The organism is Gottfriedia sp. NPDC057991, assembly GCF_042886615.1.
Taxonomy (GTDB): Bacteria; Bacillota; Bacilli; order Bacillales; family Bacillaceae_G; genus Gottfriedia.
Genome location: NZ_JBHVQN010000002.1, coordinates 362,645 through 383,817 on the forward strand (window position 1 = coordinate 362,645; position 21,173 = coordinate 383,817).

Below are 21,173 nucleotides of genomic sequence, written 5' to 3' on the forward strand. Positions count from 1 at the left end.
ATTCATTAAACACTGACAACCCCTTTTATAAACATGTCTAAATTAATTTTTTAAATCATATATTGAAATACCTCAATTTTAGAAAAAGCTTTACCTTTTTAAGAAAGAAAGGAAGTAATTGTTCTTACTTGAAAACGGCTTTAATCAAATATGTTTTATTTAAGGCACTATTGATGAATATGAAAATGAACTGTATAATCCGCTTTCTTAAAAAGTAACTTTGTAGCCTAATAGGAGGGTGTTGTTAGTGAATAGAGTTTCGTTAGAGAATTTATCGAAGAACTTTGAAGAAGTACATCCTGGGTTATCAGAACGAGAAGCATTTGAAGAAGCACATCGATGTCTTTATTGCTATGATGCCCCATGTATTAAAGCATGTCCAACTGGGATTGACATTCCTACATTTATAAAGAAAATTGGTTCAGGCAATTTAAAAGGATCAGCTAAAACAATTATGTCATCTAATCCTATTGGAGCAAGCTGTGCGAGGGTTTGTCCTACAGAAGAATTGTGCGAAGGTGCATGCGTACTCAATCACTCTACTAAACCAATCATGATTGGGAATTTACAACGTTATGCAACTGATTGGGCGATAAAAAATAATCAATCATTATTTAAGGCCGGAAAAAAGAACGGAAAAACAGTTGCAATCATTGGTAGTGGTCCTTCCGGTTTAGCAGCTGCTCGTGAACTTGCCCTATTAGGCTACGATGTAACGATTTTTGAAGCGGAAAATCATGCTGGAGGATTGAATCGTTATGGAATCGTTTCTTTCAGGTTACCAAAAAGTATATCAAGCTGGGAAGTTCAACAAATTGAAAACTTGGAAGTAAAAATTCATACGAATACTAGAGTCGGTTCGGATATTTCTTCCGATGAATTATTAGCAAACTATGACATGGTCGTTCTGGCTATAGGTATGGGGAAAGTTCCGATGCTAGATATTGCGGGAGAGGATTTGGACGGAGTATACGATGCGATTGATTTTGTAAAAGAGACAAAAAAAGGAGAGTTATCAAATCGATTTATAGGTAAAAACATAGCTGTAATAGGTGCAGGAAATACTGCAATTGATGCTGCGACATGTTCTATTCGTTTAGGAGCAGGCAATGTCAAAATTTTATATCGTAGGACGCAATCGGAAATGAGTGCTTATCAATTTGAATATGATTTTGCCAAACAAGATGGAGTGGAATTTCGATGGCTAACATTACCAATACGAATAATTGGTAAAAACGGAAAAGTAATTGCACTTGAGTGTGTCCGGTTGGAATTAGGTGAAGTTGGAAAAGACGGTCGCCGCAGACCTGTACTTATTCCCGATTCCAATTTCACGATACCGGTAGATGGAGTCGTAAAAGCGATCGGGCAAACTCGCTATACAGACTTAATCGAACAATTTGGGTTAGAACACAGAGATGGAGTTGTAAAAATTAACCAAGAATCTTTTCAGACGTCTAATCCTAAAGTATTTGCTTGTGGTGATGTCATTTTTGGAAAAGGCCAAGGTGAAGCAATGGTAGTGACTGCAGCTCAACAAGGTAAAGAAGTAGCTTATGCGATTCATAAACAGTTAAACACTTAAAAGGAGGTTTTCTTTCATGGCAGATCTACGAATCAATCTTGCGGGCATACAATCACCTAACCCATTTTGGCTTGCTTCTGCGCCTCCGACAAATTCGGGTTATCAGGTCCAACGTGCGTTTGAAGCTGGTTGGGGTGGGGCAGTTTGGAAAACATTAGGGGAACCAATAATTAATACCTCCTCACGATTTGCAGCAATTAACTTTAACGGACAAAGAGTTGCAGGATTTAATAATATTGAATTGATCTCTGATCGACCTCTTGAAGTAAATTTAAAAGAAATTTATGAAACGAAAAAAAGATTTCCTGACCGAGCGATTATCGCATCTCTTATGGTTGAACCACAACAATACAAATGGCACGAAATCGTGAAAAGGGTAGAGGATGTTGGTGTTGATGGATTAGAACTAAACTTTGGTTGCCCACACGGTATGGCAGAAAGAGGGATGGGATCTGCATCCGGTCAAGTTCCAGAATTAGTTGAGCAACAAACATTTTGGGTAAAAGAAGTTGCAAAGACACCTGTGATTGTAAAGCTAACTCCAAACATTACTGATATTACTGTAACAGCGGAAGCGGCAGTTCGAGGTGGAGCTGACGCAGTCAGTATGATTAATACAATTAACAGTTTAATGGGAGTTGATTTAGATTCTTGGAATACGGTTCCTCATGTTGCCGGGAAGGGAGCACATGGTGGATATTGTGGACCTGCAGTAAAACCAATTGCATTAAATATGGTGGCAGAATGTGCACGTAATCCCCATATATCAGTTCCAATTTCAGGAATTGGTGGCATTTCGAATTGGCAAAATGCAGTAGAATTTTTATTAATGGGAGCGACTGGAGTTCAAATATGTACTGCAGCAATGCACCATGGTTTCCGCATTGTTGAAGACATGATTGATGGTTTAAATAATTATTTAGACGAAAAAGGTCTGTCCTCAGTTACGGAGCTAGTAGGGAAAGCAGTTCATAAATATTCAGATTGGGGAAATTTAGATTTAAATTATCAAGTAGTTGCTAGGATTAATACTGAGACGTGCATTAACTGCAATAAATGTCATATTGCTTGTGAAGATACATCTCACCAATGTATTGATATGTCCGTAGATGAAAATGGAAAGTCATATTTAAAGGTTCGGGAGGAAGACTGCGTAGGATGTAATTTATGCAAAATCGTCTGTCCGGTAGAAGATGCAATCAACATGGTAGAGATTCCAAATAAACAGCCTTCGATGACTTGGAATGATCGCCAACAAGCTTTAAAAGTATTAGCACGATCTAATCAATATTCAATTTTAAAGGGGGGAAGGAAAAGAAAATGAAGAAAATCATTCGAAATGGAACGATCGTTACCGCAACGGATACTTATAAGGCTGATATTTTAATAGAGGAAAATAAAATTACTGCTATTGGAATAAATTTAGATTGTACAGACGCTGAGATGATTGATGCAACAGATCATTATATTTTTCCAGGTGGAGTAGATCCACATACACATTTAGATATGCCATTCGGTGGGACTGTCACAAAAGATGATTTTGAATCAGGAACGATTGCCGCTGCATTTGGTGGGACAACAACAATTATTGATTTTTGTTTAACGAATAAAGGAGAACCACTTCAAAAAGCCATCGAAATATGGCATGAAAAATCGAAAAATAAAGCAGTAATCGATTATAGTTTTCATCTTATGATTGGAGAAATAAATGATGAGGTATTACAAGAGTTACCTAGAGTAATAGAAAAAGAGGGAATTACATCATTTAAAGTATTTATGGCTTATAAAAATGTATTTCAAGCTGATGATGCGACATTGTACCGTACGCTATTAGCAGCAAAAGAATATGGGGCATTAGTAATGGTGCATGCGGAAAATGGAGATGTTGTAGATTATTTAATCAATCAAGCTTTAGCTGAAGGGAAAGTAGAACCTATTTATCATGCATTAACACGCCCTCCAGAAGTAGAGGGTGAAGCGACAGGAAGAGCTGCTACATTAACTGGACTTGCAAATTCACAATTATATGTCGTTCATGTTACTTGTGCAGATGCCGTTGGGAAAATAACCGAAGCCCGAAATAATGGAATCGATATATGGGGAGAAACATGCCCACAATACTTAGTGCTTGATCAGTCTATGCTAGAAAAGCCTGAATTTGAAGGGGCAAAATACGTTTGGTCTCCACCACTTCGCGAAAAATGGAACCAAGATGTGTTATGGAATGCATTAAAAAATGGAAATCTTCAAACTTTAGGATCCGATCAATGTTCTTTTGATTTTAAAGGTCAAAAGGATCTAGGCCGTGACGATTTTTCAAAAATTCCAAACGGGGGACCAATGATTGAAGACCGCGTAAGCATCTTGTTCTCTGAAGGCGTTAAAAAAGGCAGAATATCATTAAATCAATTCGTTGACATTGCCTCTACCAGAAGTGCAAAGCTGTTTGGTTTATATCCCGGGAAAGGAACAATTGCAGTTGGTTCAGATGCCGATTTGGTCATTTTTAATCCGAATAGTAAACGAACAATCTCCTCTGAAACGCACCATATGGCAGTAGACTATAACGCATTCGAAGGAATGGAAGTAACGGGAGAACCAGTGAGTGTCCTAGTTCGTGGAGATTTTGTCATAAAAGAGAAGCAATTTGTTGGTAATGCAGGTAGTGGACAGTACTTAAAGAGGAAGAAGTATGGTGAAACTAGTTTAATAGAAGAGTTTAGTAGTGAAGGGAAGGAGTAAAGCAATGTCAACTTATAAGGAATTTTTAATCGAAAGAAATCAGATTGATTCCCTTATAAAGAAAGGTTACAAGATTAAAAACGTTAGAGAAACGCTAGACGGTGCTTATGTTGACTTTGAAAATAAAGATGAAGAAGAGGAGAAGTTTGTTACTCTTCATATAATGAATGCTGATACTCGGAAATATTTTGGTTCGTTGATTATTAAGCAGTTTGGGACCCATTTGTGAAAATCAGTGAGTCGCAAATAAAAAGGTGGAATCGCGATTAAAATCGCTGAATCGTAAATAAAAAGGGAGAGTCGCAATTAAAATCGGTTAAACTTAAATAAAAAGGGTGAATCGCAATTAAATTGACCGAATCACAAATAAAAATGATGAAATCGCAAATAAACTTTGAAATTGAGTGTTCTTAAAGGATAGATCATTAAGAAACTAGATGAATTTTACGTATATTTAAAAAAATGATTTTATTTTCGATGGTTTTACTACGTTTTTAAACGGATTTACAATGAAAGAGCGAGACAGAACAAAAAGGTGCTTCCATTTTAAAAAAATTAATTAATTTGAAATCGCATTGCATCCGAAACGACTAACGGAATATGCGATTTTTTCTATTTAAAAAGGCTTTCCCATTGTTCAGTTGCACAAACTAATGGAAAAGCCCAATTATATTTACTCAAATCTACTCGTAATCATTTTTTTCCTTGTATAGAACTCGACTCCATCTGCTCCATTTGCATGTAGGTCACCATAGAAAGAGTTTTTCCAACCAGAGAATGGGAAGAAAGCCATTGGTGCTGGCACGCCGATATTTACTCCAAGCATTCCGACTTCAATGTTCTCTCTGAAATATCGAATACTTGATGCACTGTCTGTAAAGATACAAGCCCCATTTCCAAAGTCCGATTTGTTAGTAAGTTCAATTGCATCCTCTAATGATGCAACTCTAACGATCGAAAGCACTGGTGCAAAAATTTCTTCCTTCCAAATTTTCATTGATGGGTTCACGTTATCAAAGATTGTTGGTCCAATAAAGTAACCTTTTTCTTTTCGAATTAAATCATTGCGTCCATCACGCAATAAGGTTGCACCTTCTTGAATCCCACATTCAATATATTTTTCCGTTCTTTCGCGATGTTCCCTGCGAATAACTGGACCTAGAAATACATCATCATCTAGTCCATTTCCAATCGTAATGTTACCTGCTTCTATTTTTAATTTTTCGATTAAAGGATCGGCAATATCGCCAACTGCTACGACTACTGAGCATGCCATACATCGCTCACCTGCTGAACCGTATGCTGCTGTAATAATTTGCTTGACCGATTCATCTAAGTTTGCATCCTGTAAAACGATACTATGGTTTTTAGCACCAGCTAAAGCTTGAACGCGCTTCCCATTTGCAGATGCAGTTTTATAAACATATTCCGCCACAGGCTGAGAGCCTACAAATGAAATGGCAGGAACATCTTTGTTTTGAAGCAACTCGTTTACAATTTCATGTGCCCCATGAACAATATTGAATACACCCTTTGGAAGACCTGCTTCGGTAAAGAGTTCTGCTAAACGATTTGCAAGTAGTGGTGTACGTTCAGAGGGCTTTAAGATAAACGTGTTTCCACATGCAATCGCTAATGGGAACATCCAGCAAGGGACCATCATTGGAAAATTAAAAGGCGTTATTCCCCCAACAACTCCAACAGGGTATCGATACATCGCCGATTCAATATTTGTCGCAATATCAGGTAATTGTTTACCCATCATTAATGTTGGCGCACCGGCAGCAAATTCTACGCATTCAATTCCACGTTGAACTTCTCCGTATGCCTCATTATAGTTTTTGCCATTCTCAATTGTTATTAAATTAGCAAGTTCTTCCCAATGCTTTATTAGTAATTGTTGATATGAAAATAGTATTCTTGCTCTTCTAGGAACTGGGGTTTTACTCCATGTAATAAAAGCTTTTTTAGCTGCTTTTACAGCGGATTCTAAATCTGATTTAGTTGAGAGAGGTACAAATGCTAATATTTCTTCAGTAGCAGGATTTGGAACTGGAATTGTTTTGGCATTTGGTGAAGCTTCAATCCATTCACCATTTATAAAATTCTTTAAAACCTTTATATTAGTTTGTGTAGACAAGAATATCACCCCGTACGATTATAGTTTTGAGAATGCTTTGTTTAAAGTATTAATGATAAAATCAAGCTCTTCATCAGTTGTTGTAAATGGAGGAGAAAGTGTAAGGATGTTATTATAGCCTGGAACCGTATCTCCGTTTCGACCGATTATTAATCCTTGTGCCTTACATTCAGTTATTATTTTTAACACCATCTCTGGACTAGCAGGTTTTTTACTTTTTTTATCTTCAACAAGCTCAATTCCTGCAATAAAACCAAAACTTCGGATATCTCCAACATTTTTATAAGCTAGTAAACTATCCAATTTTTTGCGGAGTTCTTCACCTAAATAGGCAGCACGCCCTATTAAATTTTCTCTTTCAATAATTTCCAAGTTTTTAAGTGCAACTGCACATGAAGCTGGATTTCCTCCGAAAGTGTTAACATGACGAAAATGATGATCTGTCCCTGGTTGTTTAAATACTTCATATAGATCGCTACTTACTGCAGTTGCTGAAAGTGGTGAATAGGCACTTGTCATTCCTTTGGCCATTGTGACGATATCTGGTTTTATACCGAAGTTTTGATGTCCAAACTGTTTTCCAGAGCGGCCAAAACCACATATTACTTCATCAACAATTAATAAAATACCAAATTTATCACAAATTTTTCGAACTTTTGTTAAGTATTCGGCAGGTGGGACAATAACTCCTCCACCTGTAATAACTGGCTCCATTATAATCCCTGCAATCGTTTCTGCACCTTCGTAATTAATAACATCTTCTATTGCATTTGCACATTGGATACCGCAATCTCCATATGTTTTACCGAAAGGGCATCGATAGCAATAAGGTGGAGCTACATGCTGGAAACCTGAAGAAAGAGGTTCATATTTTACTTTACGGTTAGCTTGACCAGTAGCGCTTAATGCACCCATCGAATTACCATGATACGCACGGTATCTTGATATAAATTTATATCGTAAAGGTTCTCCGTTTTGTTGATGATATTGTCTAGCAATCTTAAAAGCTACTTCATTTGCGTCAGATCCAGAATTCGAATAAAAAATACGATAGTCTCCACCTAGCCATTCATTTAACTTTTCAGCTAATAAAATGGAAGGTACATTACCTTGGGACATTGGGACATAGGGAATTGCTTGAATTTGTTCGGCAGCTGCTTTGGCTATTTCTTCGCGACCGTAACCTACATTCACACACCATAATCCTGACATACCGTCTAAATAACTTTTACCATCAATGTCAGTGACTGTACTATTTTTACCTGATACAAGAACCATTGGATTTGGATTATGAGGGGACATATGATGCCATACATATTTTTGGTCTAATTCAAGAAGCTCTTCCTTAGATAGGGTAGTTGAATGAGTAGCTTTTACAGTTTTATCATTCACTATTTTGTCACCAACCTTCATTTATTAAAATTTTAATTTTACATCTTTATTAATTAATATTACTGAATGGACTATATTATCCTATTACGATTAGACAAATTACTAGAAACGTAATAAATTTTGAAATGAAAAGACGCATTTGGTAGAAAAAACTTTTGGTTCTGAAATAGTTGGAAATCTAAATGGAAATTTAAAATTGTAATTGAATAGGCCAAAGTCTCATATAAAAAATTGAGGAAGGTGTGAGATAAATGTATTACAGAAATCAACGCCCAAGTATGGTTTACATTATGACTAATATGGATAATATGAATCAAGTCATTGCTTTTAGTAGAAATTTGAATGGAATGCTTACTTTTATGGAAGCATATGCAACAAACGGGAAAGGAACTGGTATTAAGGAAGTTACTGGAGCAACTGCAAATGATGGTGTAGATCCTCTTGCGTCACAAGGTGCATTGACTTTATCAAAAGATGGACATCTTCTATTCGCCGTTAATGCAGGCAGCAATACCATTAGTAGTTTCATAGTAAATGAGAATGGAAGTCTCACGCTAGTGGATGTGAGGCCATCTGGAGGTAATCAGCCCAATAGCATAGGGGTATCTGGTAACCTACTTTATGTTTCTAATGTAGGTAGCCCAGATAATAATTTTGCATCCAATATAACTGGTTTTGGCATAGATGCCAATGGACGTCTTTCTCAAATTCCTGGGTCTACCCATACTTTAAGTACTGCAAATGCTCAGCCAGCTCAAGTTTTATTTACACCCGATGGCAGTAAACTCCTAGTATCTGAACTTACAACAAATCATCTCAGTGTTTTTAATGTAAATAGAAATGGTACCTTATCTGGACCAGTAATAAATGATTCAAAAATGAATAATCGGTTTTCTTTTTATTGTTTAGAAAAAAAATTTACATATCATTTAATCTCAATGAAATTTTTTCAAAATATTCAATAACGTATTTTTTAAAATCTTGAGCGGCAAGTGATATATATCTATTTTTTGACCAACCAAGTCCAATCGTTAACTGACATGAGTCATCATTTATCCGGATACGTTCCGGTATATTTTCTGTCACAGTAGTCCAATCTAAAACAGGCATGAAGGCTACACCAAGCCCTTGATTTACAAACCTTACAATCCCATATGGTTCGTCCACCTCAAATGATACGTTTTGGATAAATCCTGCATTCACACAAAATTTATCAGTAAAATCCCTATAACCAAATCCCTCGTTTAAAGAGATAAATGTTTCGTTTTTTAATTCAATTAAATCGATTGAATCTCTACCAGATAGATGATGACCCGGAGGAATAATTAAAAAAATATCTTCTTTAATTAACGGTACCCATTCTATGTCTTCATCTTCAATTGGAAGGGAAGAAATACATAAATCAATTTCACCATTAATTAGTTGTTTTTTCATTTTTGAAATTGGTTTAATGACTTGTTTGAAATGTACATCTGGATAAACTTTCATAAATCCACTCATTAACTCTGGTAAAATTCTTGAAATCGATGACGCTAAAGTAATACTCCCTTTTTTTAGCCCAGCTAGTTCTTGAACTTCTCGCTGACCTTCTTCTAATTCCATTAAAGCTTTATCAACTCTTTGTAAAAACATTTTTCCAAAATGATTCAGCTTGATTTGTCTGTTTTGCCGATCGAAAAGAGGGACACCTAAATCGTTCTCTAATCTAGTAATTGTTTTGCTTAGTGATGGTTGAGCTATTTGAAGGACTTCAGCTGCTTTTGTAATATGCTCAAGTTTTGCAACTGTTTGAAAATATTTAAGTTGAAGCAATTCCATTCTATTTGTCACCTTTCTATCTAGTTAACATAGACCAAGAGGAATGTTTCCATAGTTTAATATGTATTATACATTATGAATTACGGATTTTATAATAAAGTTGCAAATAAATAGATTGGAGATGATGAGGATGAAGGTAGCAGTCTTAGATGGGTGAATAGCTTCTATTATTAAAAGAATTCATTCATTTGGAGATGGGAAACATGATTCAAAAATATGAAGACCCTCGTATTATTAGGACGAGAAATCTAATTATCGATGCATTTACTGAACTTATAAGTGAAAAGGATTTAGATCATATTTATGTTAAAGACATAACAAATCGAGCGAACATCAACAGAGCGACATTTTATCGGCACTTCGCTAATAAAGAAGAATTGTATAAATACTATGAAATATAAATTGTTACCTACAAAAAAGAAGAATAGGATTTTTCAGTAGGGTTAACATTCTAGGGGGATTTTATGAATTATATTCATTCTTTAAAAAAAGAATTTAAGCTGTTTTTAACGAACAAAACCTTACTGATTATGTCGTCAATTATACTTTTAATTCCTTGTTTATATGCTGGTTTTTTAGTTTATAGCTATTTTGATCCTTATGGAAGAATTAAAAATGTCCCTTTAGCGCTAGTGAATAATGATCTGGGAACAAGAACTAACGGAAAAGAAATCAAAGTTGGGGATGATTTAGCAAAAGAATTAAAGAAAAGCAAAGATTTAAATATAACAGAAGTGAACAGTAATCAAGTAAAACAAGCATTAAAAGACAACAAATATTATATTGAAATTGAAATACCTAGCAATTTTTCGAAAAATGCGATGAGTGCATTAGATTCAAGTCCAGAAAAAGCTCAATTAGTTTATATAGCAAATGAAGGGTATAACTTTACTGCTGCAACACTTGGTTCGTCAGTTTTAGAAAAAGTAAAAGAAAAACTAGGGGATAATGTTACAAAAGCATATACAAAATCTTTATTAAATGCCCAAAAAGAATTAAGTAATGGAATGACTAAGTTAGCTGATGGTAGTGTGAAAATAAAAGATGGTTTAAATGGAGCAGAAGACGGCTCAAAAAAATTATCAACTGGCCTTACTAAATTTGCTAATGGAACTATTCAATTTAATCAGGGGATGAGTAAATTTGCAGCTGGCTCAAGTTCTGCCGCTAACGGTTCTACCAAGTTACTACAAGGATCTGAAAAATTTAATAAAGGCCTTGGGAAAATTGCGAGTGGTAGTAGTGAATTAGTAAACGGATCACAGACTTTGAGTGATAAATCGACTGAATTAAAAAACGGAATTGAACAATCATTAAATGGTACAAGTAACCTATATAATAAGATGTCACAAGAGAATCAATCATTACAAGAAAAAAGTAGCATACTAAGTCAAGATGCAACAAACTATGCAAATCAAATTGATCAGTTAAATCAACAAATTGGAGCTAATCAATCTAAATTAAATCAAAGCATTGAGGATTTAAAAAATACAATACAAAAAAATGACTATAATAAACAGGAAGTTATCGATTTATTAAATTCATTTGAAACTCAGTTAAATAGTGAAAATCAAACGCTATCAACACAAGATTTAATAAACAAAAAAGAATCCTTCATTAATCAATTACAAGTGATTAATGATGAGCAGAAATCTTTAACGAAAGAAATTGGTCAATTAAAATCAAAACAAGTCCAATTATTAGAGGGTGCAAATGCACTTACAACAGGCCAAGCTCAGTTAGAGAATGGCATGAAATCATTGAATGATGGCATATTAGCTGGACAAACTGGTTCTGGGCAGTTATTGGCAGGATACCGATCGCTTTCTAACGGATTGAATCAATTAGCAATTGGTAGTAATAATTTAAGTACTGCCTCTTCAAAAATTTCTGAAGGCGCTGTAAAACTTAATGATGGAACAGCTAAATTAGCTAATGGTCTAGGGCTACTAAATAATGGAGCAGGGCAGCTTTCTAATGGATTAACAACAGTAGATAAAAAGCTAAATGAACATCAAATCTCTGTTGATAAAGCAGCTAGTGCTATTTCAAATCCAGTTAGTCTTGAAAATATGTCAATTAATCATGTGAAAACATATGGAGACGGTTTTGCTCCATATGGACTAACTTTAGGGTTGTATGTAGGATTATTTTTATTCACATCGGTTTTCCCTTTAACAGAAATGGGAACATCAAGGTCAGGGGTAAGCTGGTTTTTAGGTAAGTTAACCATCGTTTTTTGTGTAGGTATATTACAAGCAGTGATTGTGGATTTATTAATGTTATTAATTGGGGTCCATGTTGAACAGATGACAAAGTTCTTCTTACTTTCAATTTTAACAAGTTGCACTTTTGGGGCACTATTTATATTTATCCAAACGGCATTTGGTCATTATGGAAGATTCATTTGTATGTTTTTCTTAATTCTTCAATTAACATCTTCTGGAGGAACATTCCCGATTGAGATGTTACCAAAATTCTTTAACCATGTACATTCGTATATACCAATGACATATTCAATGCTTGGATTTAAATCGGTAATCAGTATTAAAGATCAAGATGTATTTATGAATAGTGTTACATCTTTACTTACTTTCCTATGTATTGGATTTATCATATCGCTTATTTATTTTGTATATCGATTTAATAAACTCACGAAACAAGTGGAGAATCATACAAAGGTTCAAGCTGTTTAATGAATGATAGAGCAACTACAAATTCTATGTAGTTGCTCTATTTTTATCATTTAATAATTGCCTTCTACAATACTCAATAATTTCTTTCCTCTTAACCATCCCAATAAAAACTTCATGATCATCAATAACAGGAATGAAATTTTGATTAATTGCTCTTGTAAATAAATCTTCAATTTGTGAATTGATTGAGACTGGTGAATAAAAATTATGCAAGGAAATTTCATTTAGATTTATTTTTCCTGTATTAGAAAAAGATAAACTTTCTGTATTTTTTAATTTCCATAATAAATCACCTTCAGTAAGTGTACCAACATATTTGCCTTTATCATCAACTAAAGGAATTGCTGTAAAACGATGGTGCTCCATTTTTTCAAGGGCTTGACGCATTGTAGAATTGATATTCATATAAACTAGTTCATTTTTTGGGGTAAAGAAAAACGCGATATTCATTTTTCATACTCCTTACTTTTTTAGATTTAACGATAGATAATTCTATAGGTGTTTGAATTTTGTTTCATTAAAATAAATACAGTTCCGTTTATTAAGTAGTGGTATCTCATTATCATTGTGGTTTGATAAGAACATAAATAAAATATGTTTTTAAACGATTACTTCCATATTCATTTATTATTATTAAATTTAATAAAAATATAATTAAAACCTTTGACCTAAACTAAGGTTTAGGCTGTAATCTCTGATTTGTAATCAACAAAATTAATAAATCGGAGGAAATGAATATGACAAAATTTGCTTTTGTAACAGGTGCTAATAAAGGGATTGGATTAGAAGTAGTTCGTCAGTTAGCTGAAAAAAATTATCATGTTTTCTTAGGCACTTGAAATGAAGAACTAGGGATGGAAGCAGAGCAGAATTTAGATTTTTCAAATTTAACGTTTATTCAAGTGGATGTGACTAACACACAATCTATTCAGGATTCTTTATATAAAATTTCGGAAGTGACTTACCACATAGATCTATTAATAAATAATGCTGGGATTGCACCAGATTTTCATATTTTACCAAGTGAAATCAAACTTGAAACTTTACGTCAAGTATTTGAAGTGAATTTCTTTGAAACGTTCCAAATGATACAAGCATTTTTGCCTTTGGTTAAAAACTCTGAACGTGGAAAAATTATTAATGTTACGACAGATATGGCATCACAGACATTATTTGATCGTGGAGAAACTGCATCAATCAATATACTTGGTTATAATTCCTCAAAAACTGCTAACAATTCATTAACACTTACATTTGGTAAAGAATTTGGTAGTGATGGTCCAGAAATTTTTGGTGTTACACCTGGATTTACAACGACTGACCTAAATGGAAATACACCTGGAGGAAAAACAACAGCTGAAGGTGCTAAAATTATCACAAACTATGCATTAAGTAATATAAACTACAATGGTAAAATTCTAAATGCAAAAGGAATTATGGATGAGAGTTCGTGAATTATACAATTGGGCAAGTAGCAAAGTTGAATAGCTTAACAATTTCTCAATTAAGATATTATGATAAACAAGGCTTGTTACCTTTTCTAAAAAGAACTGAGAGTGGAGACAGACTTTTTGATGAGGACGCACTTAAATTTATCGATATGATTTTGTGTCTAAAAAACACAGGTATGCCAATTAAGAAAATAAAGCAATTTGTTGACTGGTCTATGAACGGAGAAGAAACTTTACATCAACGTTTAGACCTGATGATCCAACAAGAAAAAAATGTTTTAGATCAAATCAAAGAAATGGAAGAAAATTTAAAGAAAATTCAGCGGAAAATTTTGAAATATGAAACTGAAATAAATGAAAGTAAATAAAAAAATGATTGTAAAACGAAGGTATCCTTAAAGTGGGGACCCTCGTTTTTTTTATAGTAAACAAGAATTGATAAACTGCAAGGAGTGTTTTCCAATTAAAAATTAAGGAGTTCATATTTATTTATCCCAACATATGAAACAGCCCATTTTTTCTAAATAGATTTTTTTATAAAGTGACAGTTTGTTTCGTGAATAATAAAAATTATTTCTATGTATCTTTAACAAAAAGACTGTAATATAATTATTCAGTCTAAACAAAAAACTAGAAAGGCTGTATTGTTAATTGGTTTCAATCATTCTTGCATCATTAATTTTTATAACTACACTTGTTTTAGTAATTTGGCAACCGAAAAATATTTCTATTGGATGGATCGCATTTGGAGGAGCGGCCTTGTCTTTCATTTTAGGGCTAGTCGATTTCCATGATGTCATCGTAGTAACTAGTATTGTTTGGAATGCAACATTTGCTTTAATAGCTGTCATTATTATTTCATTGATATTAGATGAAATTGGCTTTTTTGAGTGGGCTGCTTTACATATGGTCAGTGCTGCAAATGGAAACGGGATAAAGATGTTCGTTTATATAAATGTTCTCGGAGCATTCGTGACTGCTTTTTTTACGAATGATGGTGGAGCATTAATTCTTACCCCAATTATATTAGCGATGGTACGTAGCTTGAAATTGGATGAAAGGATGATATTTCCTTTTATTATTGCTAGTGGTTTTATATCAGATACAACGTCAATTCCATTTGTTGTAAGTAATTTAGTGAATATTATCACTGCTGATTATTTTAAAATAGGTTTTTTAGAATATACGAGTAAAATGATAATCCCAAATATCTTCTCACTAGTTGCCAGTATTTTGGTGCTATACTTTTATTTTAGAAAAGTTATTCCAAAAAGCTATGATCTTAGCCAGTTGAAGGTTCCAAAGACTGCTATAAAAGATAAAAAGATGTTTTATATTTCTTGGTTAGTACTTATCTTGTTATTGGCGGGTTATTTTATTGGTGAATTACTTCAAGTTCCGGTTTCATTTATTGCTGGTATAGCGGCTATTATCTTTTTATTTATGGGAAGAAGAAGTAGCGTTGTTAATACGAAAAAAGTATTAAAAGAGGCACCATGGACTATTGTAGTGTTTTCAATTGGAATGTATATAATTGTTTATACTTTGAAGAATGTTGGTTTAACTGATGTATTAGCCCATTTAATTCATTATGTTGCTAATAAAGGAATACTAATTGCAACTCTAGGAATGGGTTTTATCTCTGCAGTTCTTTCTGCTATTATGAATAATCTTCCTACAGTAATGATTGCATCACTTGCAATTGAACATACAAATGCGACAGGAATTATAAAAGAAGGGCTGATTTATGCGAATGTAATTGGTTCAGACTTAGGACCAAAGATGACACCAATCGGATCGCTAGCTACTTTATTATGGTTACATGTACTGTCTCAAAAAGGGATAAAAATTTCTTATCGAACTTATTTAAAAATCGGAATAATACTAACGATTCCAGTGCTATTTATTACTTTATTAGGTTTATATATTAGCCTAAAATTACACTGAAAAACTTTTGCATTAAGTACAATTCTTTCACCTTAAGACGACTATTTTTAGTTGTCTTTTTTTATATTTAAACAACTATCGAAAAAGACTATAAATATGTAAACGATTACCAAAAATTAACCATCAAAAATCGTTCATTTTAAGTAATCGTTTACATTCATATTTCCAAAAAGAACCATTTGACGACTGATTTTTAACATGATAAAGTTGGTCTTACGTTTAAAAACGAACGTCAAAACACGGCCATTTGGTCATGGTTATTTATATGAAATTAAGCGAAAGGAGCAATCAAAATGAAAAAAGTAATTTTATCTTTAGTAGTTGGATGTGGATTTTCTATTTTACTGACAGGGTACGAAACGAATAAGTCAGAAGTTAATAAAAAGATCTCTATGTTTAATCAAACTGAGGTACAAGACGTGTTAACAAATACTTTAGCAGTTGATAAAGCACAAGAGATCGTTTGGAATCAAGCGCGATAATTAGTCGCGAAATTTCCGAAGTTGGTCTTACGTTAAAAAACTAACGTCAAACCACGACCATTGGTCATGGTTTTTTTATATGAAAAAATCACGAAAGGAGAAACAAAAATGAAAAAAATTATTTTATCTTTAGTAGTTGGATGTGGATTTTCTATTTTACTGACAGGGTACGAAACGAATAAGTCTGAAGTTAATAAAAAGATCTCAACGTTTAATCAAACTGAGGTACAAAACGTGTTAACAAATACTTTAGCAGTTGATAAAGCACAAGAGATCGTTTGGAATCAAGTGCGATAATTAGTCGCGAAATTTCCGAAGTTGGTCTTACGTTAAAAAACTAACGTCAAACCACGACCATTGGTCATGGTTTTTTTATTTGAAAATAATTGAGAGGAGAATACAAAAATGAAAAAAGTCATTTTATCTATAGTAGTTGGATGTGGATTTTCTATTTTATTGACGGGTTACGAAACAAATATGTCAGAAGCTAATAAAAAGATCTCAACGTTTAATCAAACGGAAGTACAAAACGTATTAACGAACTCTTTAGCTACGGATAAGTCATATCAAATCGTTTGGAATCAAGTACGCTAATAAGTGTAAGATTGGGATTTTATAACTTCTAACATACTTTTGATTCTTTAATTCTTTTATTTTGAGATTTAAATTTTTTTATTGTAAATTTTAGAAAAAGTCTCTTTACAAATTTATCCTGAAGTTATATATTTACATTTAAATTCTATATTTTTCTAATTCATAACCATAGTTGCTTAATCTTAAAAAGAGCGGGGGAACCATTTCTTTATTGGGGTGAATCCTTTTTTGTAAAGGTAGGGGTATTCTTTAATCCCGAATCCGACAGCTAACCTCGTAAGCATTTAAAGAAGGGGGTTTATTTAGTCTTGTTGCAAACACTAAGTAAAGCTTAGTGTTTTTTTGTATGCTTTTTTTTAGAAAAGGGGAGAAATTTATGCATCATCCGTCCGATTATATAGAACTAGGACTATTTATTTTAGCGATTTTTGGGATTTTTTACTCAGTTGCAAATTTTAACAGTGTAAAACGAGTATTTATTGGTAGACCTATGAGAACTGCAGAAATACATGCACAACATAATAAGTTGATTTGGTTTATTGCCTTGCCGATTCTTGCAGCCGATTTGTATTCATCTGTATCTTATGGACCAGAGGCAGGAATGACAGAGTTGATTGGTCTAGGGGCAAAAGCCCACTGGTATATCATACCGATTACAATAGCAACCGTTCTTTTACTGGGGCTTCTAATTCTTTCTTATATTATGGGGATATTAGCTTATCCTAGTGGTGGTGGGGCATATGCAATTGCAAAAGACAATTTCAAACCACGATGGGTTTCACTGATCGCTTCAAGCTCATTATTAGTTGATTATATTTTAACTGTTGCAGTTTCAGTATCTGCTGCTCTTGAAGCAGTGTCATCTGCATATCCAGCTGTTGCTCCTTATGAAACAGTTTTAGCTATTTTTTGTGTATTTTTATTATTAGTTGTAAATCTTCGTGGGGTTGCTGAATCAGCTAAAATATTTGCGTGGCCAACATTTGGCTTTATGATTTGTATGTTACTTTTAATTTTTACCGGATTTTTTGACGAATTTCAAAATGGATTTGTACAGCATCATACACCTACGTTTGGTACAGTTCCACAAGGTTTAAGTATCTTACTTGTATTGAAAGCATTTAGTTCTGCATGTTCAGCGTTAACAGGTATTGAAACCATTTCAAATGCAGTACCAGTTTTTAGAGAACCTCGTCAAAAAAATGCAATTAAAACATATATAGCACTAGGAATTATCACTTCAATTACACTTTTAGGCTTTGCTTATCATTTATATGTGAACGGAATTTCACCAAATCCAAACGATACGATGTTATCGCAATTAATAAAGGTGTATTTTGGCCACGGGATACTTTATCAAGTCATTATTTGGTTTACATTTATCATTTTAATTTTAGCAGCAAATTCAACTTTTACAGGATTTTCTCAGTTAGCAGCGATCGTTGCTGCTGATGGATTTTTACCGAGAGGATTTACAAATCGAGGCGATCGTTTAGGTTACTCAAATGGAATTATTGCACTTGCTGCAGCGGCCAGTATATTAATCATTGCATTCCAAGCTCATACAAATGCACTGATTCCACTGTACGCTATTGGTGTATTTTTATCTTTTACAATTGCTCAATTAGGTTTAACAAGAAGGTGGAAGAGAGTAAAAGGACCGAAATGGCAAGTCAAATTAGCAATCAATATTATAGGTTTAATCGTAACATCTGTTGTTACTGTTATATTTGCAGTTACAAAATTTGTAGATGGTGCTTGGGTTGTTTTAGTTGTAATTCCGACAATCATCTTTTTTTCACTTGCGATTTATAGACACTATCAAAATGTGGCAAATGAATTACGTATCGATTTAAGTTCGTTTAAACCGGAAGCAAATAAAGTCATAACAGTTGTATTAGTTTCAGGAACTCATCGAGTTGTGCATAATACATTATCATTTGCAAAAGGTATAGCGACTGAACCGATAGCTGTTTATGTTGGATTTGATGATGAATCGATTGAGAGAATGGAAGAAAAATGGGAAGAATGGGGTAATCCTTGTCGCTTAGTCGTTCTAAAAAGCCCTTACCGTTCAGTACTTGCACCACTTTCAAGATTCATAAAGTTAATTGAAGCAAATGAGGAAGATAGTCATGTTCAAATTGTAATACCTCAATTTATTCCTAAGAGATGGTGGCATAATCTTCTTCATAATCAAACGGCACTTTTGCTTCGACTTTGGTTAATAAGTCAAAAGGATGTAGTTGTTACGACGGTTCCTTATCATTTGAGAAAATAGTGTTTTTATTAGTAGAAAACAAAACAATTTGTAAAAAAGAGTCTGCGAAAGACTCTTTTTTTTGCGAATTTTTATCATTATTCTAAAAGTAAAATGTATATGTGAAAACAAAAACTAATCTTAAATAGGGATATGAAACATACAATATATGAGGTAGAGAGGACGTGAAAATTTGAGACTCTCGGACAAAAGGAATAGTTTGAATAGTGAAGAGGCTATATTACTCGCTGCATTTAGCTATCAAACGTATTTACTATTCTTTAATGGAACAATTACTTTACCAAAAGGCTACGAGCTAAAATATATTATTCATGCTGATGTAAACATAGAGAATCCTACAAATGAGGTATTTGGGTTTATTGCTGAATCAAAAGAAAAAATCATAATCGCTTTTAGAGGGTACGCTTCTTATCCTGCCGACCTTATTGCAGCGTATGACATTCTTCAAGTTGATTATCCATTTCTTGAAAATAGTGGTAAAACTTCTCGGGGCTTTACATGTATTTATCAATCTACAAGAAACAAATTATTTAAAGAATTAAACAAACTTTCAAAGAACAAAAAGCTATTTATCACTGGTCATAACTATGGTGGTGCGTTGGCAATATTAGCAACATTAGATATTATCATGAATTCAAAATTTAAGAATGCTTCAGTATTTACTTTTGGTAGTCCGCGTGTAGGTGATCCTGACTTTGTTTATCGATTCAATCATGAGGTGAAAAATAGTAAAAGAATCGTAAATATTCATGATTCATTTGCAACATTCCCAGAAAAATTTTATCCCCCTCCATTTACAGAGGAAGGATTATATTATCAACACGTAAATACAAAGTATCCACTTTCTTTCCAGTTGAATGACACACCTCGAAATGATGGAATTGGGTGTTATTTTAAAAACTTAAGTCAATTAAATCCTAATTTCTCTAAAGAATTATGCATAAGAAACCCAGGTTTTTGTCCAAATTCAGAAATGTGTTTTCCATTTCAACGAACTTGTAACTGTCCAAAGCCTTGTATTAAAAAAGGTGGTGGTTAATGATGAATAACTCACGAGTGGAGAATGTTTTTAATAGTAAAGACGCAATATTACTTGCTGCAATGTGCCATCAGTCAAATCAGCTTATAGAAAATGAAAAAGGAGAAATTATCTTACCGAAAGGATTTGAACTTCGCAGTATTATTTATGCAAATGCAGGAGTTGAAGAGCCAGAGGCTGAGGCATTTGGATTTATCGCAGAATCAAAAAACGAAATCGTTATCGCTTTTAGAGGTACAGACTCATTTAAAGATAATGAATCAGACCAAGACTTGTATCAAGTAGAATACCCTTTTGTTGAAAATGTTGGAAAAACACATCGAGGATTTACATGTATCTATCAATCTTCTAGAAATGAAATGATTAGAGAATTAATGAAACTTTCACCTGATAAAAAACTATTAATAACAGGTTATAGTTTAGGAGGAGCATTAGCCGTCTTATCCTCTTTTGATATTGCTGTGAACACTGAGTTTGAAAATCCTTATGTTTATACATTTGGCAGCCCTCGTGTGGCAGACCCTGAGTTTGCTTATCGATTTAATCAAATTGTATGGAACAGTGTACGTATTTTCAATGTCCATGACATCATTCCTACTCTACCAGCAGAAGCATATCCTCCACCATTTACATCTACAGGGTTATATTATCGGCATGTAAATAATATGTATCCTGTTAATTTTCAATTAAATAGTATAGCTCGTAATCATTATATTGGCTGTTACTTTAACAACATTAGTAGCTTGAATCCAGAATATTCAACTGCATTATGTTCAAATAATCCTAATTTTTGCCCGAATAGTAAAATTTGTGTACCATACGAAGGTAATTGTATTGAAAAAAATAAATAATCTTTAAAAACAACTCAAATCGATATCAATCAAGGGTTTGAGCTGTTTTTTTGTAAATTAATCATTTTGAACATTAATGTTAGACAAGAATTTTCTTCACTAGATTTAAAGAGAAAAGATAGGACAAATATCATATTTTGAATAGTTTTAATATT

Annotated in this window: 19 protein-coding genes, 1 pseudogene and 1 riboswitch; of the genes and pseudogenes, 16 read left to right on the forward strand and 4 right to left on the reverse strand. The window is 33.5% G+C overall.

The annotated features are described in order from the left end of the window. The first annotated feature begins 247 nt into the window (after positions 1-247). Genes ACFVR2_RS09265 through ACFVR2_RS09280 form a run of 4 tightly spaced genes read left to right on the forward strand, consistent with a single transcriptional unit; the run spans position 248 to position 4,556 of the window. Positions 248-1,585, forward strand: coding sequence for an NAD(P)-dependent oxidoreductase (locus tag ACFVR2_RS09265; protein WP_387361016.1), 1,338 nt, complete (start codon positions 248-250; stop codon positions 1,583-1,585). 16 nt (positions 1,586-1,601) lie between these two features. After that, a complete protein-coding gene (preA, locus tag ACFVR2_RS09270; protein WP_387361018.1) occupies positions 1,602-2,909 on the forward strand; it encodes an NAD-dependent dihydropyrimidine dehydrogenase subunit PreA in 1,308 nt (435 codons plus the stop codon). Further along, on the forward strand, positions 2,906-4,327 hold the full coding sequence (gene hydA, locus ACFVR2_RS09275) for a dihydropyrimidinase (RefSeq protein ID WP_387361020.1): 1,422 nt from the start codon (positions 2,906-2,908) through the stop codon (positions 4,325-4,327). Before preA ends, hydA begins: the two co-directional genes overlap by 4 nt. A gap of 4 nt (positions 4,328-4,331) precedes the next feature. Beyond that, a complete protein-coding gene (locus tag ACFVR2_RS09280; RefSeq protein ID WP_387361022.1) occupies positions 4,332-4,556 on the forward strand; it encodes a hypothetical protein in 225 nt (74 codons plus the stop codon). Between the two features lie 444 nt (positions 4,557-5,000). On the opposite strand, the gene ACFVR2_RS09285 is transcribed toward ACFVR2_RS09280, so the two are convergent. Further along, on the reverse strand, positions 5,001-6,467 hold the full coding sequence (locus tag ACFVR2_RS09285; protein WP_387361024.1) for a CoA-acylating methylmalonate-semialdehyde dehydrogenase: 1,467 nt from the start codon (positions 6,465-6,467) through the stop codon (positions 5,001-5,003). Between the two features lie 18 nt (positions 6,468-6,485). Then, the gene (locus tag ACFVR2_RS09290) at positions 6,486-7,859 is read right to left on the reverse strand and encodes an aspartate aminotransferase family protein (RefSeq protein ID WP_387361026.1); all 1,374 of its coding nucleotides are present in this window, start codon (positions 7,857-7,859) and stop codon (positions 6,486-6,488) included. Between the two features lie 251 nt (positions 7,860-8,110). Here ACFVR2_RS09290 and ACFVR2_RS09295 point away from each other — a divergent pair, with 251 nt between their 5' ends. Next, complete coding sequence (locus tag ACFVR2_RS09295) at positions 8,111-8,824, forward strand: lactonase family protein (protein ID WP_387361028.1); 714 nt, start codon at positions 8,111-8,113, stop codon at positions 8,822-8,824. Here the strand turns inward: ACFVR2_RS09295 and ACFVR2_RS09300 are convergent. Next, the gene (locus tag ACFVR2_RS09300; RefSeq protein ID WP_387361030.1) at positions 8,778-9,677 is read right to left on the reverse strand and encodes a LysR family transcriptional regulator; all 900 of its coding nucleotides are present in this window, start codon (positions 9,675-9,677) and stop codon (positions 8,778-8,780) included. The two genes, ACFVR2_RS09295 and ACFVR2_RS09300, sit on opposite strands and share 47 nt — an antisense overlap. Before the next feature lie 203 nt (positions 9,678-9,880). On the opposite strand from ACFVR2_RS09300, the gene ACFVR2_RS09305 reads away from it, so the two are divergent. Both ACFVR2_RS09305 and ACFVR2_RS09310 read left to right on the forward strand, forming a co-directional pair. Beyond that, complete coding sequence (locus tag ACFVR2_RS09305) at positions 9,881-10,078, forward strand: TetR/AcrR family transcriptional regulator (RefSeq protein ID WP_387361032.1); 198 nt, start codon at positions 9,881-9,883, stop codon at positions 10,076-10,078. A gap of 63 nt (positions 10,079-10,141) precedes the next feature. Next, positions 10,142-12,373, forward strand: coding sequence for a YhgE/Pip family protein (locus tag ACFVR2_RS09310; protein WP_387361034.1), 2,232 nt, complete (start codon positions 10,142-10,144; stop codon positions 12,371-12,373). Between the two features lie 24 nt (positions 12,374-12,397). On the opposite strand, the gene ACFVR2_RS09315 is transcribed toward ACFVR2_RS09310, so the two are convergent. Then, the gene (locus tag ACFVR2_RS09315; protein ID WP_387361036.1) at positions 12,398-12,823 is read right to left on the reverse strand and encodes a CBS domain-containing protein; all 426 of its coding nucleotides are present in this window, start codon (positions 12,821-12,823) and stop codon (positions 12,398-12,400) included. Between the two features lie 287 nt (positions 12,824-13,110). Between ACFVR2_RS09315 and ACFVR2_RS09320 the strand changes: the two are divergent. The 9 genes and pseudogenes from ACFVR2_RS09320 to ACFVR2_RS09360 all read left to right on the forward strand — a co-directional run bounded on the left by ACFVR2_RS09320 (position 13,111) and on the right by ACFVR2_RS09360 (position 21,018). After that, a pseudogene (locus tag ACFVR2_RS09320) lies at positions 13,111-13,827 on the forward strand (SDR family NAD(P)-dependent oxidoreductase). Beyond that, entirely contained in the window at positions 13,824-14,192 is a 369-nt protein-coding gene (locus ACFVR2_RS09325) for a MerR family transcriptional regulator (protein WP_387361038.1), read from the forward strand. Before ACFVR2_RS09320 ends, ACFVR2_RS09325 begins: the two are co-directional and overlap by 4 nt. 283 nt (positions 14,193-14,475) lie before the next feature. Beyond that, positions 14,476-15,771 (forward strand): arsenic transporter, encoded by a 1,296-nt coding sequence (locus tag ACFVR2_RS09330; protein WP_387361040.1) that lies wholly within the window; start codon positions 14,476-14,478, stop codon positions 15,769-15,771. 293 nt (positions 15,772-16,064) lie between these two features. Further along, positions 16,065-16,253: a hypothetical protein gene (locus ACFVR2_RS09335; protein ID WP_387361041.1), complete on the forward strand. Its 189-nt coding sequence runs from the start codon at positions 16,065-16,067 to the stop codon at positions 16,251-16,253. A gap of 108 nt (positions 16,254-16,361) precedes the next feature. After that, on the forward strand, positions 16,362-16,550 hold the full coding sequence (locus tag ACFVR2_RS09340; RefSeq protein ID WP_387361043.1) for a hypothetical protein: 189 nt from the start codon (positions 16,362-16,364) through the stop codon (positions 16,548-16,550). 108 nt (positions 16,551-16,658) lie between these two features. Then, positions 16,659-16,847, forward strand: a complete 189-nt coding sequence (locus ACFVR2_RS09345) for a hypothetical protein (protein ID WP_387361045.1) — start codon at positions 16,659-16,661, stop codon at positions 16,845-16,847. Between the two features lie 163 nt (positions 16,848-17,010). After that, positions 17,011-17,145, forward strand: a riboswitch (cyclic di-AMP (ydaO/yuaA leader). A gap of 78 nt (positions 17,146-17,223) precedes the next feature. Continuing rightward, a complete protein-coding gene (locus ACFVR2_RS09350) occupies positions 17,224-19,128 on the forward strand; it encodes an APC family permease (protein ID WP_387361047.1) in 1,905 nt (634 codons plus the stop codon). 172 nt (positions 19,129-19,300) lie between these two features. After that, positions 19,301-20,167 carry a lipase family protein gene (locus ACFVR2_RS09355; RefSeq protein WP_387361049.1) on the forward strand — a complete coding sequence of 289 codons (867 nt, stop codon included), beginning with the start codon at positions 19,301-19,303 and terminating at the stop codon, positions 20,165-20,167. Positions 20,168-20,169: 2 nt separating this feature from the next. Further along, positions 20,170-21,018: a lipase family protein gene (locus ACFVR2_RS09360; protein WP_387361738.1), complete on the forward strand. Its 849-nt coding sequence runs from the start codon at positions 20,170-20,172 to the stop codon at positions 21,016-21,018. Positions 21,019-21,173: the final 155 nt, after the last annotated feature.

Excerpts from the sequence above, each read along its gene's own strand:
- ACFVR2_RS09345 (WP_387361045.1), top strand. The coding sequence starts at position 16,659 with ATGAAAAAAGTCATTTTATCTATAGTAGTTGGATGTGGATTTTCTATT.
- preA (WP_387361018.1), top strand. The coding sequence starts at position 1,602 with ATGGCAGATCTACGAATCAATCTTGCGGGCATACAATCACCTAACCCA.
- ACFVR2_RS09315 (WP_387361036.1), bottom strand. The coding sequence starts at position 12,823 with ATGAATATCGCGTTTTTCTTTACCCCAAAAAATGAACTAGTTTATATG.
- ACFVR2_RS09335 (WP_387361041.1), top strand. The coding sequence starts at position 16,065 with ATGAAAAAAGTAATTTTATCTTTAGTAGTTGGATGTGGATTTTCTATT.
- ACFVR2_RS09310 (WP_387361034.1), top strand. The coding sequence starts at position 10,142 with ATGAATTATATTCATTCTTTAAAAAAAGAATTTAAGCTGTTTTTAACG.
- ACFVR2_RS09280 (WP_387361022.1), top strand. The coding sequence starts at position 4,332 with ATGTCAACTTATAAGGAATTTTTAATCGAAAGAAATCAGATTGATTCC.
- hydA (WP_387361020.1), top strand. The coding sequence starts at position 2,906 with ATGAAGAAAATCATTCGAAATGGAACGATCGTTACCGCAACGGATACT.
- ACFVR2_RS09305 (WP_387361032.1), top strand. The coding sequence starts at position 9,881 with ATGATTCAAAAATATGAAGACCCTCGTATTATTAGGACGAGAAATCTA.
- ACFVR2_RS09360 (WP_387361738.1), top strand. The coding sequence starts at position 20,170 with ATGAATAACTCACGAGTGGAGAATGTTTTTAATAGTAAAGACGCAATA.
- ACFVR2_RS09340 (WP_387361043.1), top strand. The coding sequence starts at position 16,362 with ATGAAAAAAATTATTTTATCTTTAGTAGTTGGATGTGGATTTTCTATT.
- ACFVR2_RS09300 (WP_387361030.1), bottom strand. The coding sequence starts at position 9,677 with ATGGAATTGCTTCAACTTAAATATTTTCAAACAGTTGCAAAACTTGAG.
- ACFVR2_RS09350 (WP_387361047.1), top strand. The coding sequence starts at position 17,224 with ATGCATCATCCGTCCGATTATATAGAACTAGGACTATTTATTTTAGCG.
- ACFVR2_RS09295 (WP_387361028.1), top strand. The coding sequence starts at position 8,111 with ATGTATTACAGAAATCAACGCCCAAGTATGGTTTACATTATGACTAAT.